The organism is Actinoplanes sp. CA-015351 (assembly GCF_050955685.1).
Taxonomy (GTDB): domain Bacteria; phylum Actinomycetota; class Actinomycetes; order Mycobacteriales; family Micromonosporaceae; genus Actinoplanes.
In genome coordinates this window covers 5,378,729-5,391,070 of the sequence record NZ_CP192102.1, presented here as the reverse complement: position 1 = coordinate 5,391,070, position 12,342 = coordinate 5,378,729, and the positions used below count along the sequence as shown (strand labels likewise).

Sequence of the window (12,342 nt, the reverse complement as noted above, 5' to 3'; positions counted from 1 at the left end):
AGATCAGAAGAGGGCGGGGTGGCCCGGGCTCGGCTGGGGCGCCGGAGCGCCGGAGCGCCGGAGCGCCGGTGCGGCGGTGCGGCGGTGCGGCGGTGCGGCGGTGCGGCGGTGCGGCGGTGCGGCGGTGCGGCGGTGCGGTGGTGCGGCGGGGCGCCGGTGCGGCGAGATGTGCGGCGCTGCGCCGGGATGTGCGGCGGGGGTGCGGGCGGCGGGTGTGGCGTGCTTGGGTTCGGGTATGGCAGACATCGTTGATCCGGCCGTATCTGACTACTTGCTCGACCACTGCACTCCTGCGGACGATCTCTTGCGGGAACTCGCTGCGGAGACATATGCGAAATTTCCGCCCGGGGCCGCCGGTATGCAGGTCTCGCACGACGAGGGCGCGCTGCTGACGATGCTGGTCGAGCTGACCGGCGCCGACTACGCCGTGGAGATCGGTACGTTCACCGGGTACTCGTCGATCTGCATCGCCCGGGCGCTGCGGCCGGGCGGGCGGCTTCTCGCCTGCGACGTGTCCGACGAGTGGACGAGCGTGGCGCGTGTGTACTGGGCCAAGGCCGGCCTCGACGACCGGATCGAGCTGCGCCTGGCGCCGGCGATCGAGACGGTGCGGTCGCTGAGCGCTGATCCCGTGATCGACTTCGTGTTCCTGGACGCGGACAAGACCGGGTACCCGGCCTACTACCAGGAAATCGTCCCGAGGCTCCGTCCGGGCGGGCTGCTGGTGATCGACAACGTGCTCCGCGGCGGCGAGGTCCTGGACCCGCACGACGAGTCGAGCCGCGCGGTGGCGTCCCTGAACGACAACATCGTCACCGACGACCGCGTCGAGTCGGTGATGCTCCCGGTCCGCGACGGTGTGACGCTGGTCCGCAGGCGTTCGTAGCCAACGGACCGCCCGCTTTCCTGCCGCCGATTGCCCGCGCGATCTTGTGAGCTTTCGGCTGGTATCACGGCGAAAGCTCACAAGATCTTTGCGGGATGGCGGCGGCGTTGGCCGCCGTGCCAGATCTTGTGAGTTTTCGGTTCCCGGGGCGGCGCAACCTCACAAGATCCGGCGCGGCGCGGCGCGGCTCGGCGCGGCTCGGCTCGGCGCTGCGCGGCTCGGCGCGGCGCGGCGCGGCTCGGCGCGGCGCGGCGCGGTCGTGGGCTGCTGCTGGTGGTGGCTCGGATGGCGATGCCGGTGCGGAAGACCGGCTGCTCACAGCAGGCCCGCGTCAGGGCAGCAGCGATGCCGCGTGCCGGCCCGCTGCCGCCGCCGCCAGGAAGTAGCCGTGGTCCTGGTCCAGCTTGCGGCCCATCGTCGACAGCGGCACCGGGCACTCCCGCAGCGCCCGGTCCAGCCCGTCCACCCGCACGCGGACCAGGCGGTGCCTCTCGCTCAGCGGCGCGAGCGCCGCGTCGACCTCCGCGGCCAGCCGCAACTCCAGGCCGTCCGGCACCACCAGGTCAGCGCTCGCCAGAGCGACTTTCCCGTACGCCGTAACGCTGTGATGTGACACCCCACGATGCCGTTCCCGGCCGTCGGCGTCGGAGATCCGCAGTGAGCCGACAGCCCTGCCGCCGAGGACCGCGATCGCGTTGATCGCCTCACCGAGGGCCACCCCGGAGAAACCCCAGGTGGTGCCGGTGCCGAGATTTCCGGGACCCTGGGCCACGATGGTGATGTCCGCGCCGAGCACGTGCCGGGCGGCGAGCAGCCCGGTGTGCACGGTGCTGGCCTCGAGGTCGCCGCCGAACGCCTGACCGGTGGTGACGGTGCCGGCCAGGTGGTCGCGCAGCCCGTCGAGGGTCCGGGAGAACCAGGCCGGCAGGGCCCCGCCGTCGGTCATCACATAGGCGACCGACGCCTCCGGGCGGTCGGCGTGGATGCCGGCCAGGATCGCGGGCAGCGCCGAGTGCAGGTCGGCCGTGACCACCGGCATGCCGTCCAGCGACTCGGCGGACTCCATCACCGAGCGGTGCGGCGAGGCCTCCTCGTCGACGCCGAGCAGGATCGCCTGCAGCGGGGTGTACCGGGCTTTCACCAGGTGGCCGCTGTCGCGGGTGCCGCCGTCGGCGCTCGGGTCGGCGGGCAGCCGGTCGGGCAGGGCGACCACCAGGGCGTACCCACCGGTGCCCAGGCCCATCACGAGCGCGCCGACGTTGAGCAGCACCCGGTCGCCAGGTTCCGGGGTGCCGACCAGGTGCGGGTACGCGAGGGCGCGCAGCGGGCCGCCGGTGGTGTCCACGTCGAGTTCGACGGCGCCGCGCCAGCTCCGCCGTACCGTAAGGACCGTCCCGGATCGCCAGCGCACCATGACGGCTGACCCTACAAGCCGGGCGAATCCTCGGAGCCACGGGTGGGGTCGAGGAACACGTACCGAATCTGGGGGTAACGGGCCCGCAGCCGGCGTTCGGCCTCGTCGGAGGCCTTCTCGATCTCGGAGCCGGGCGCGTCGTCGGCGAAGTCGACCTTCGCGGCGACCAGGATGTCGTCCGGCCCGATCTGCATGGTGAACAGGGTCGGCACGGCTGTCACGACGCCGAGCGCGGCGATGTCCTCGGCGATCCGGTCGTGCAGCCGCGGCGGTACCGCCCGCCCGACCAGCAGCGTCACGTTGCTCTTGGCGAGGACCGCCGCGACGACGAGCAGCAGCAGCCCGATCAGGATCGAGGCGAGACCGTCCCAGAGGGCGTTGCCGGTGATCTCGGCGAGGCCGAGGCCGGCGGCGGCGAGCACCAGGCCGATCAGCGCGGCGGAGTCCTCGAAGTAGACGGCCTTGACCGTGGTGTCCGGGGTGAGCCGCAGGAACCGGCGGGTCGACACGTTCCATCGGCTGGACTCGGTGCGGACCTGCCGGCGGGCCTTCAGGAACGAGACGCCCTCGGCCAGGAACGACACGGCCAGGACGATGTACGACGCCAGGTACGGCCCGCTCTCCTCGCCCTCGATGATCGTGTTGATGCCGTGGTAGATCGAGAATCCGGCGCCGCCGACGAACGTGAACAGCGCGGCGATGAACGCCCAGACCCAGCTTTCCTTGCCGTACCCGAACGGGTGTTCTTCGTCGGCGGGGCGGGAACCGCGCCGCAGCGCCACGTAGAGGAAGACCTCGGTGACCGTGTCGGCGAACGAGTGGGCCGCCTCGGAGAGCATCGCGGCGGAGCCGGAGGTGAGACCTGCCACCAGTTTCGCGAAGGCGATCGCCAGGTTGGCGGCTCCGGCGACGACGACGGTACCGACGCTCTCGGATTCAGCGGGTTCTGCCACGGCTGCCATCTTCCCCCGCCCATGAGCGGATAACCGCCTGTGTGACGAGGCTGCTAGCGTTGCCTCTCGTGTCGCGCACTCGTACCGAGCGCCTGGTAAATCTGGTCATCTGTCTTCTCTCGACGCGACGGTTCCTGACCGCCGCGCAGATCGCCGCGACCGTGCCCGGTTACGAGCACGACCCCGCCGATCCCCGCGACCACGAGGCGTTCCAGCGCAAGTTCGAGCGCGACAAGGCGGAACTGCGCGAGCTCGGTGTGCCCCTGGAGACCGGCACGGCCAGCATCTTCGACCAGGAGCCCGGTTACCGCATCGCCCAGCGTGAGTACGCGTTGCCGGACATCCTGCTCGAACCCGACGAGGCCGCCGCCGTGGGCATCGCGGCCCGCCTGTGGCAGCACGCCGGCCTGGCCGCGGCCGCCTCCTCCGGGCTGGCCAAACTGCGAGCAGCCGGTGTCGAGGTCGACCCGCAGGCCACCCTCGGCGTGGAGCCGGTGGTCACCGTCGATCCGGCGTTCGGCCCGCTCACCACGGCGGCCCGGCAGCGCCGCGCCGTGACGTTCAAGTACCGCACCCCCGAGGGCGACGAGCCGAACACCCGCCGCCTGGAGCCGTGGGGCGTGGTCTGCTGGCGCGGCCGGTGGTACGTGGTCGGCCACGACCGTGATCGCGACGCCGCCCGCTGTTTCCGGCTGTCCCGCATCGTCGGCGACGTGAAGGCGACCGGCCGCCCGGCCGCGTTCGCGCCGCCCGCGGACGCCGACCTGATCAGCCACGTGGCCCACTCGTCCGGCCCGATCGCGCGGAACGGCCGGGCCCTGGTCACGGTGCGTCCGGGACGAGCCGCCGGGCTGCGCCGGATGGCCCGCGAGTCGGTTCCGGTCGCCGACGGCGACCAGCTGACCATCGCGTACGGGGACGTGGACTGGCTGGCGTCCCGGATCGCCGGGTACGGCCCGGACGTGCGCGCCGACGGGCCGCCGGAGCTGCGGGACGCGGTGATCCAGCACCTCAAGGAGCTGGTGGCCCGGCACGAGCTGGTGACGCCGTGACCGCGCCTCGCAACAGCACCTCGGCCGACCGGCTGGGCCGGTTGCTGAATCTGGTTCCGTACCTTCTGGCCCGGCCGGGAATCCTGGTCGCGGAAGCGGCCGGCGACCTGGGTGTCACCGAGAAACAGCTGCGCGAGGACCTGGAGCTGCTCTGGGTGTGCGGCCTGCCCGGTTACGGCCCGGGCGACCTGATCGACATGGCGTTCGACGGCGACCGGGTGACGATCAGCCACGACGCCGGCATCGACAAGCCGCTGCGCCTCAACCCGGACGAGGCGCTCGCCCTGGTGGTGGCGCTGCGGATGCTCGCCGAGACACCCGGCATCGGCACCCGGGACGCGATCGAGCGGGCCCTCGCCAAGATCGAGAGCGCGGCCGGTGACCTGGCCGACGCCCCGGTCGCGGTCCGGCTGCCGGCCAACCAGAAGAAGCTGGAGGAGGTGCGCTCGGCGGTCGACTCCGGGCACGCCCTGCTGCTGACCTACTACACGGCCGCCCGGGACGAGACCTCCGAGCGGGTCGTCGACCCGATGCGGATGCTGATGGTCGGCGGCACGGCCTATCTGGAGGCGTGGTGCCGCCGCGCCGAGGGGACCCGGATGTTCCGGGTGGACCGGATCGACGCGTTCAGCGAGCTGGCCGAGCCGTCGGTGCCGCCCCTGGAGGCGATACCGCAGGACGTCAGCGCCGGCGTCTTCCGGCCCGGCCCGGAGCTGCCGCTGGTCACCATGCGGGTCGGCCGGGGCAGCCGGTGGATCACCGAGTACTACCCGGTCGAGCAGGTCCAGCGGGACGGCGCCGAGTGGCTGGTCACGATGCGGGTCACCGACCTGGGCTGGGCCCAGAGGTTCCTCGCGGGCCAGGGCCGGGACGTGACAGTGCTCGGGCCGCCGGAGCTCCTGGAGAGGATCCGGGCGCAGGCCACCACCGCTCTCGATCAATACGCCGCGCCGAGCTAGCGGGCTCCGCCTCGCTCGGCGGCGAGCGCGAGGCAGGTAGGGTGGCCGGGTGCTGATGTGGGTCTGGATCGCCGTGGGCGCGATCGCGCTGATCGTCCTGGTTTCGGCTGCCGCGCGCCTGCTGGGCCGGGTTCCGGAGCTCCGCCGTGCCGCTGTGAAGCTGCAGCGCCGCCAGGAAGAGGCGCTGACGCTGCAGGCCGCGGCTGAACAGTTGCAGCAGACCGTGCTCGGCCTTCAGCAGCGGGCCGAGCGCTCGCAGGACTCGATCACGCAGATCAAGGCCAACCTGGGCCGCTGACGCAGGGGGTTCCCTCCCTGTTGTCCGAGACTTAGCAAGATCTTGAGAATCCCAGGGCATCCGGAAAGCAGATTCCCAGGAATCCACACGTACGATGGACCCCGCAACCTGATCCGACCGACTGGAGTCATTCCATGGGCGCCCTCAAGCCATGGCACATCATCGTTCTCGTCGTCGTGCTCGTGCTGCTCTTCGGCGCGAAACGACTGCCGGACGCGGCGCGTTCCCTCGGGCGCTCGCTGCGGATCATCAAGGCCGAGACCAAGGGACTCGTCGATGACGACAACAACGTCGCGGAGAAGGCGGAGCCCCAGCACAGCCGCACCCCGCTGAACGGCGATGTCCAGCAGCCGTACCAGCAGCCCGGCTACCAGCAGGCGCCGCCGCCGCAGGGTTACCAGCAGCCGGGTTACCAGCCGCCGCAGCCGGGTTACCAGCAGCCGCAGCAGCCGCCGGCGCAGCCCTTCGTCGACCCGGTGCAGCGCACCAACGACCGCTGACCCGGCCCGATGGCACTGAGCCTGAGCCTGCGGCGGAAACCGAAGAAGCCGACCAAGTTCCAGCAGGCGGCCGACGGCTCGATGACGCTCATCGAGCACGTCCGGGAACTCCGTAACCGTCTGTTCTGGGCCTCGATCGGCATCGTGGCCGGCCTGATCGTCGGCTTCATCGTGTCGAATTACGTCTTCGACCTGCTCAGTGGCCCGTACTGCAACCTGGACAGCTCCTGGGTGCTCAACGCCGATGGCGTCAAGGAGTGCCGTTACCTCACGCTCGGCGCCACCGACGGTCTGATCCTGAAGCTGAAGATCGCGTTGTGGGTCGGCCTGATCGTGGGCGCGCCGGTCTGGTTGTTCCAGCTCTGGGCGTTCATCGCGCCCGGCCTGCACCGGCACGAGCGCAAGTGGGCCTACGTCTTCGTCGCGATCGCCGCGCCGCTGTTCGCCGGTGGTGCCGTCCTGGCGTACTTCGTGGTCGAGCACAGCCTGGCGTTCATCATGGAAGCCGGCGTGCTGGAGGAGTCCCAGCAGCTGGAGGTCACGTCCTACATCGGTTTCGTCACCACGATGATCCTGCTGTTCGGTGTGGCCTTCGAGTTCCCGCTCGTGCTGCTGATGCTGAACTTCACCGGGGTCGTCTCGGCCCGGCGGTTGCTCAGCTGGTGGCGTGCGGTGGTCTTCCTGTCGTTCGCGTTCGCTGCGATCGCCACCCCGGACCCGGGGCCGTTCGGCATGACGCTGCTCGCGGCGTGCATGACCCTGCTGTACTTCATCGCCGTGCTGGTCGCCTTCCTGAACGACAAGCGCAAGGGTCGCGGCAAGGAGCTCTACGAGGGTCTCGACGACGACGCCATCTCGGAACTCCCGGAGGAGAAGGTGCCGGTCGGCGCCTCCGACCCGATCGCCGCGCCCACCGCGGTGGAGGCTCCGGCACCGGTCTCGAAACCGGCGCCCATCGAGCGCAGATACGACGACATGACCTAGCTGGCTGGCTCCGCTGCGCTTCGCAGGCCCCCTCACCGGCGGTGATCGGGACTGGACTAGCGTCTGCCGCCATGACGAGCGCTTTCATCGCGGTGCTGGCCAACCCCTCGGCGGGGCGTGGCCGGCACCGCGGTTTGCTTCCCGGGGTTGTCGACGCCCTGGGTGTTGCCGGGCGGCCGGTGCGGATCCTCGACGCCGGCACCGGTGTGGAAGCGGAACTTGCCTGCCAACGGGCGGTCGCCGACGGGGCCAGCGCGGTCGTCGCGGTCGGCGGGGACGGCACGGTGCACCGGGCGTTGCAGTCGGTCGCCGGGACCGAGGTGCCGTTCGGGGTGGTGCCGGCGGGTACCGGGAACGACTTCGCGAGCGCGGTGGGCGTACCCATGGCCGGGCTGGAAGCGGCGGAGGCGATCGGGCTGGCGCTGCGCGAGGAGCGCGCCCACCGCATCGATCTGGCCCGGACCCGGGACGCGCAGGGTGAGCAGCGGTGGTTCTGTGCGGTGCTGGCGGCAGGGTTCGACGCGCTGGTCAACGAGCGTGCCAACCGGATGCGCAGGCCACGCGGGCCGCGACGGTACGACCTCGCGATCGTCCTGGAACTGGCCCAGCTACGCGTCCGGGACTACGTGATCACCCTCGACGGCGTCGAGCACCGGGTCCGCGGCGAGATCGTCGCGGTGGGCAACTGCGCGAGCTACGGCGGCGGCATGCGGATCGCGCCGGACGCTGATCCCACCGACGGGCTGCTCGACGTGATCTTCGCGTCGCGCCTGGGGAGGCTGGGAGTCGCCCAGCTCAAGCCGCGGCTGCGGCACGGCACCCACATCAGCGATCCGCGGGTCACCGTGCTGCGAGCGCGCGAGGTCCGTCTCGCGACGGCCGGGATCATCGGGTACGCGGACGGCGAGCGAATCGGCGCCCTGCCCCTCGACATCACCTGCGTCCCGGGGGCGCTCCGGTTGCTGCGCTGAGACTTCCGGGTTGCTCACCGCTTTGTGCTTGCCACCGCTGTGTGCTGGCTCGCCGGCTTTGTGCTCTCACCGTGGGTGCCGGCCGGCCGCCGATTGCCCGAACGCGGGGCCGGTGTCCGTCAAGTCCGACATGGCACGCGGGAACGAGGTCGCACGCAACGAACGGTTCGCGTGGATGGAGTCGCACAGTGTCGTTGTGTGCGACTCCATCCACTCCAGGGCCGAGACAGGAGCCCACGCATGCAATCGGTGAGACCTCAGCATCGCTGCCGAGCCCTTGGGTGTGCTCCGGTCGCGGCCCGCCGCGTGCTGCGCCGGGCGATCAGGCCAGGCGGAGTCGACGCGCACCGCTGATCACTTCGGCCTTCGCGGGCCAGGACAAGCGCGGGGCGGGCGTGGCAAGCGCGGGCGGCGCGGGCAAGCGTTGGGTCGCGTGGCGAGCGCGGGCGGGGCTGGCGCGGGCACGGGCGAGCGCGGGCACGGGGCGGGCGGCGAGCGCAGGCGGCGTGGCAAGCGCGGGCGGCGTGGGCGCGGGCAAGCGCGGTGAGCGCGGGGCGGTGAGCGCGGGGCGGTGAGCGCGGGGCGGCGGGAGCGGGGCGGTGAGCGCGGGTGCGGCGGCTGAGGGTTAGGGCTGGGGGTGGGTGGTCAGGCGCAGCCGGCCAGGGACAGCGTGGCGCCCAGGCCGTTGGAGCGGCCGGCCTCGGCTGCCGGGATGACCAGGACCGAGCAGCCGGCGTTGACCGCGCCCGCGTCGGCCGGGGTGTCGCCGACCATCAGGGTGCGTTCCGGGTCGGCGCCGAGCAGGCCGCAGGCGCGCAGGAAGATGGCCGGGTCGGGTTTGGTGCGGCCGATCTCGAAGCTGAGGACGAACGAGTCCACCAGCGAGTCCAGGCCCCAGGCGGCGAAGTGCGGGCGGATGTCGAAGCCCACGTTGCTCACCACACCGATCTTGATGCCGGCGTCGTGCAGTTTGCGCAGGGTCGGCTCGGTGTCCGGGTACGGCAACCAGCCGTCCGGCCGGAGCAGACGGTCGTAGAGGGCGTCGGCGAGACCCTCCACGTCGGTGTGCACTGTCGATGCGAGGCCGGTGTAGGCGGCGCGGTGACTGTGCTCGTAGAGATCGCGGTCGGCCCAGTGCTCAGCGAGCTGTGGGGGAACGCGGTACGGCATCGGGCCGCCCGCTCGTCCCGCGGTCAGCAGCCGGTCGGCCAGGATCGTCGCCTTGCCCCGGTCGAGCTCGCGACCACACGCTGCGGCTGCCGCGACGACCCAGGTCAGAGGGTCCTCCACCTGGGCGAGCGTGCCGTGGAAGTCGAACAGGACCGCCTCGACCGGCCGCGCGGTATGTGGAGGGTGATTGGCATCCGGCACGTGGTGCACCATACCGATGCCCTGTGACCCTTCCGACGGCCACCACCGTGCTGCGATTTGTCATACGCACGAACTAATGTTGGGCCATGACGAGTCCCGCCGAACGGTATGCGGCTTCCAAGAAGCGGGCGGCGCGGGTCGCCGAGTTCCCGGAGCTCGAGGATTTCATGCTCGATGTCGGCTTCGACCTGGACGATTTCCAGCGTGAGGCCTGCCAGGTGCTGGAGCGGGGCAACGGCGTTCTGGTCTGCGCGCCGACCGGCGCCGGCAAGACCGTCGTCGGCGAGTTCGCCGTGCACCTGGCGTTGCAGTCGGGCCAGCGCAAGTGTTTCTACACCACCCCGATCAAGGCCTTGTCCAACCAGAAATACCACGACCTGGTGGCTCGTTACGGCGCTGACAAGGTCGGCCTGCTCACCGGTGACAACGCGATCAACGGCGATGCCCCGGTGGTCGTGATGACCACCGAGGTGCTGCGCAACATGCTCTACTCCGGCTCTGACGCGCTGCGCAACCTGGCGTACGTGGTGATGGACGAAGTCCACTACCTCGCCGACCGGTTCCGCGGCGCGGTCTGGGAAGAGGTGATCATCCACCTGCCGGCGTCGGTGACGCTGGTGTCGCTCTCCGCCACGGTCAGCAACTACGAGGAGTTCGCCGACTGGCTGGTGACCGTCCGGGGTGAGACCGAGGTGGTGGTCAGCGAGCACCGGCCGGTGCCGCTCTGGCAGCACATGCTTGTCGGCCGCCGGATGTTCGACCTGTTCCACGACGCCGACGCGGCGAAAAAGCACGACGTCCACCCCGAGCTGTTGCGGTACACCCGCGAGATGGACCGGCGCCTCGACCTGGGCGACCGGGCCGCGACCGGGTGGAGCGGGCGCGGCGGTGGCGGGCGTGGCCGGCGCTGGCAGCCACCACCACGCGCCGAGGTGATCGACCGGCTGGACCGGGCCGGGCTGCTGCCGGCGATCGTGTTCATCTTCAGCCGCAACGGCTGCGACGCCGCCGTGCAGCAGTGCCTGGCCGGCGGCATGCGGCTGACCAACCCCGACGAGCGCGCCGAGATCCGCCGGATCGCGTCGGCGAAGGTGTCGAGCATCCCGGCCGAGGATCTGTCGGTGCTGGGTTACTGGGAGTGGCTCGACGGTCTTGAGCGCGGCGTCGCCGCCCACCACGCCGGCATGCTGCCCGCCTTCAAGGAGGCGGTCGAGGAGTGCTTCGTCCGTGGCCTGGTCAAGGCGGTCTTCGCCACCGAGACCCTGGCGCTGGGCATCAACATGCCGGCCCGATGTGTGGTGCTGGAGCGGCTCGTCAAGTTCAACGGCGAGGCGCACGTCGACCTGACCCCGGGGGAGTACACGCAGCTCACCGGCCGGGCCGGGCGCCGTGGCATCGACATCGAGGGCCACGCCGTGGTGCTCTGGAGCCCCGACATCGATCCGCGGCACGTGGCCGGCCTGGCGAGCACGCGGACCTATCCGTTGCGCTCGTCGTTCCGCCCGTCGTACAACATGGCGGTCAACCTGGTCGGCACGGTCGGCGCGGAGAAGTCGCGGGACCTGCTGGAGTCGTCGTTCGCGCAGTTCCAGGCGGACCGGTCGGTGGTCGGCCTGGCCCGTCAGGTGCAGCGCAACGTGGAGACCATGCAGGAGTACTCCGAGGACGCCTCCTGTCACCACGGCGACTTCGCGGAGTACTTCGCCATCCGGGTCGCCATCGCCGACCGGGAGAAAGCGATGTCCCGGCAGGGTGTGGCGCAGCGCCGCTCGGCCGCCGTCGACGGGCTGGAGAAGCTGCGCTCCGGTGATGTGATCCGGATTCCGCAGGGCAAACGGGCCGGCCTGGCCGTCGTGGTCGAGCCGGCCGACAGCGGGTTCGGCGAGCCACGGCCGATGGTGGTCACCCAGGATCGCTGGGCCGGCCGGGTCAGCCCGGCGGAGTTCAGCGGGCCGGTCGACGTCCTGGCGCGGGTTCGCGTACCCAAGAATTTCAATCCGCGGTCTCCGGCGGCGCGCCGCGACGTGGCCGCCCAGGTGAGTGCGACCGGGCTGGACCGTCATCCGGACCAGCGGCGGCGGCGCGGACGACTGGATCCCGGTGAGGACGCCGAGATCGCGCTGCTCAAGGTGCAGATGCGCGAGCACCCGTGCCACGCCTGCGCGGACCGCGAGGATCACGCCCGGATGGCCGAGCGGCGCCAGCGGCTGCTCCGTGACACCGACGCCCTGCGGGAGAAGGTGTCCGGGCGCACCGGCTCGCTGGCCCGGACGTTCGACCAGGTCTGCTCGGTGCTCACCACCCGGGGTTACCTCTCCGCCGACGGCGAGGTGACCAGCCACGGCCGGATGCTCGGGCGGATCTGGTCCGAGGCCGACCTGCTGGTCGCCGAGTGCCTGCGGCAGGGCGTCTGGGACGGCCTCGCACCGGACGAGCTGGCCGCCGCCGTCTCGATGGTGCTCTACGAGTCGCGGCGCGAGGGCGAGGACCGCGCGTCGGTGCCGAAAGGCCCGGTCACCGCGGCCGTCGACGCCTGCGCCAAGCTCTGGGGTGAGATCGCCGCCGACGAGGCGGACAACGGTCTGTCGCTGACCCGGGAGCCCGACCCAGGTTTCGTCTGGCCGATGTACCGATGGGCGCGTGGTGAGCCGCTCGCCCGGGTGCTGGCCAGCGGTCAGCACGACGCGGACATGCCGGCCGGTGACTTCGTGCGCTGGGCCCGGCAGGTCCTTGACCTGCTCGGACAGATCAAAGAGGCGGGTTCGGCGTCGCCCAGCGTCAAGGAGACCGCCCGCAAGGCGATCACCGCGGTGAACCGGGGGGTGCTCGCTCTGCAGCGCGGTCTGTGAGTGGATTCGATCCGCGGCGCGGGTTGCTTCGTGGCGGATGGTGAATCTCCGTTGACGCTGTCTTCCGGATAAATCAAGAATTGCGGCGGCAGTATCGACACAGCT

Annotated in this window: 11 protein-coding genes; 8 read left to right on the top strand and 3 right to left on the bottom strand. The window is 71.2% G+C overall.

Features of this window, described 5'->3' with window-relative positions:
• Positions 1-235 precede the first annotated feature (235 nt).
• Positions 236-886: an O-methyltransferase gene (locus tag ACQP2E_RS24715; RefSeq protein ID WP_433825320.1), complete on the top strand. Its 651-nt coding sequence runs from the start codon at positions 236-238 to the stop codon at positions 884-886.
• Between the two features lie 331 nt (positions 887-1,217).
• On the opposite strand, the gene ACQP2E_RS24710 is transcribed toward ACQP2E_RS24715, so the two are convergent.
• Both ACQP2E_RS24710 and ACQP2E_RS24705 read right to left on the bottom strand, forming a co-directional pair.
• Positions 1,218-2,300, bottom strand: coding sequence for a DUF3866 family protein (locus ACQP2E_RS24710; protein ID WP_433825319.1), 1,083 nt, complete (start codon positions 2,298-2,300; stop codon positions 1,218-1,220).
• An 11-nt stretch (positions 2,301-2,311) separates the two neighbouring features.
• Complete coding sequence (locus tag ACQP2E_RS24705) at positions 2,312-3,262, bottom strand: cation diffusion facilitator family transporter (protein ID WP_433825318.1); 951 nt, start codon at positions 3,260-3,262, stop codon at positions 2,312-2,314.
• Positions 3,263-3,321: 59 nt separating this feature from the next.
• On the opposite strand from ACQP2E_RS24705, the gene ACQP2E_RS24700 reads away from it, so the two are divergent.
• The 6 genes from ACQP2E_RS24700 to ACQP2E_RS24675 all read left to right on the top strand — a co-directional run bounded on the left by ACQP2E_RS24700 (position 3,322) and on the right by ACQP2E_RS24675 (position 8,017).
• Positions 3,322-4,305: a helix-turn-helix transcriptional regulator gene (locus ACQP2E_RS24700; protein WP_433825317.1), complete on the top strand. Its 984-nt coding sequence runs from the start codon at positions 3,322-3,324 to the stop codon at positions 4,303-4,305.
• Positions 4,302-5,264 (top strand): helix-turn-helix transcriptional regulator, encoded by a 963-nt coding sequence (locus tag ACQP2E_RS24695; protein WP_433825316.1) that lies wholly within the window; start codon positions 4,302-4,304, stop codon positions 5,262-5,264. Before ACQP2E_RS24700 ends, ACQP2E_RS24695 begins: the two co-directional genes overlap by 4 nt.
• 55 nt (positions 5,265-5,319) lie before the next feature.
• Positions 5,320-5,562 carry a hypothetical protein gene (locus ACQP2E_RS24690; protein WP_433834036.1) on the top strand — a complete coding sequence of 81 codons (243 nt, stop codon included), beginning with the start codon at positions 5,320-5,322 and terminating at the stop codon, positions 5,560-5,562.
• A gap of 134 nt (positions 5,563-5,696) precedes the next feature.
• Positions 5,697-6,062, top strand: coding sequence for a Sec-independent protein translocase subunit TatA (tatA, locus tag ACQP2E_RS24685; RefSeq protein ID WP_433825315.1), 366 nt, complete (start codon positions 5,697-5,699; stop codon positions 6,060-6,062).
• A 21-nt stretch (positions 6,063-6,083) separates the two neighbouring features.
• Positions 6,084-7,046 carry a twin-arginine translocase subunit TatC gene (gene tatC / locus ACQP2E_RS24680; protein WP_433834034.1) on the top strand — a complete coding sequence of 321 codons (963 nt, stop codon included), beginning with the start codon at positions 6,084-6,086 and terminating at the stop codon, positions 7,044-7,046.
• A gap of 71 nt (positions 7,047-7,117) precedes the next feature.
• Positions 7,118-8,017 (top strand): diacylglycerol/lipid kinase family protein, encoded by a 900-nt coding sequence (locus tag ACQP2E_RS24675; RefSeq protein ID WP_433825314.1) that lies wholly within the window; start codon positions 7,118-7,120, stop codon positions 8,015-8,017.
• Positions 8,018-8,662: 645 nt separating this feature from the next.
• Here the strand turns inward: ACQP2E_RS24675 and ACQP2E_RS24670 are convergent.
• Positions 8,663-9,400 (bottom strand): HAD family hydrolase, encoded by a 738-nt coding sequence (locus tag ACQP2E_RS24670; protein WP_433825313.1) that lies wholly within the window; start codon positions 9,398-9,400, stop codon positions 8,663-8,665.
• 74 nt (positions 9,401-9,474) lie between these two features.
• Here ACQP2E_RS24670 and ACQP2E_RS24665 point away from each other — a divergent pair, with 74 nt between their 5' ends.
• Positions 9,475-12,237 carry a DEAD/DEAH box helicase gene (locus tag ACQP2E_RS24665; RefSeq protein ID WP_433825312.1) on the top strand — a complete coding sequence of 921 codons (2,763 nt, stop codon included), beginning with the start codon at positions 9,475-9,477 and terminating at the stop codon, positions 12,235-12,237.
• The last annotated feature ends 105 nt before the right edge of the window (positions 12,238-12,342 follow it).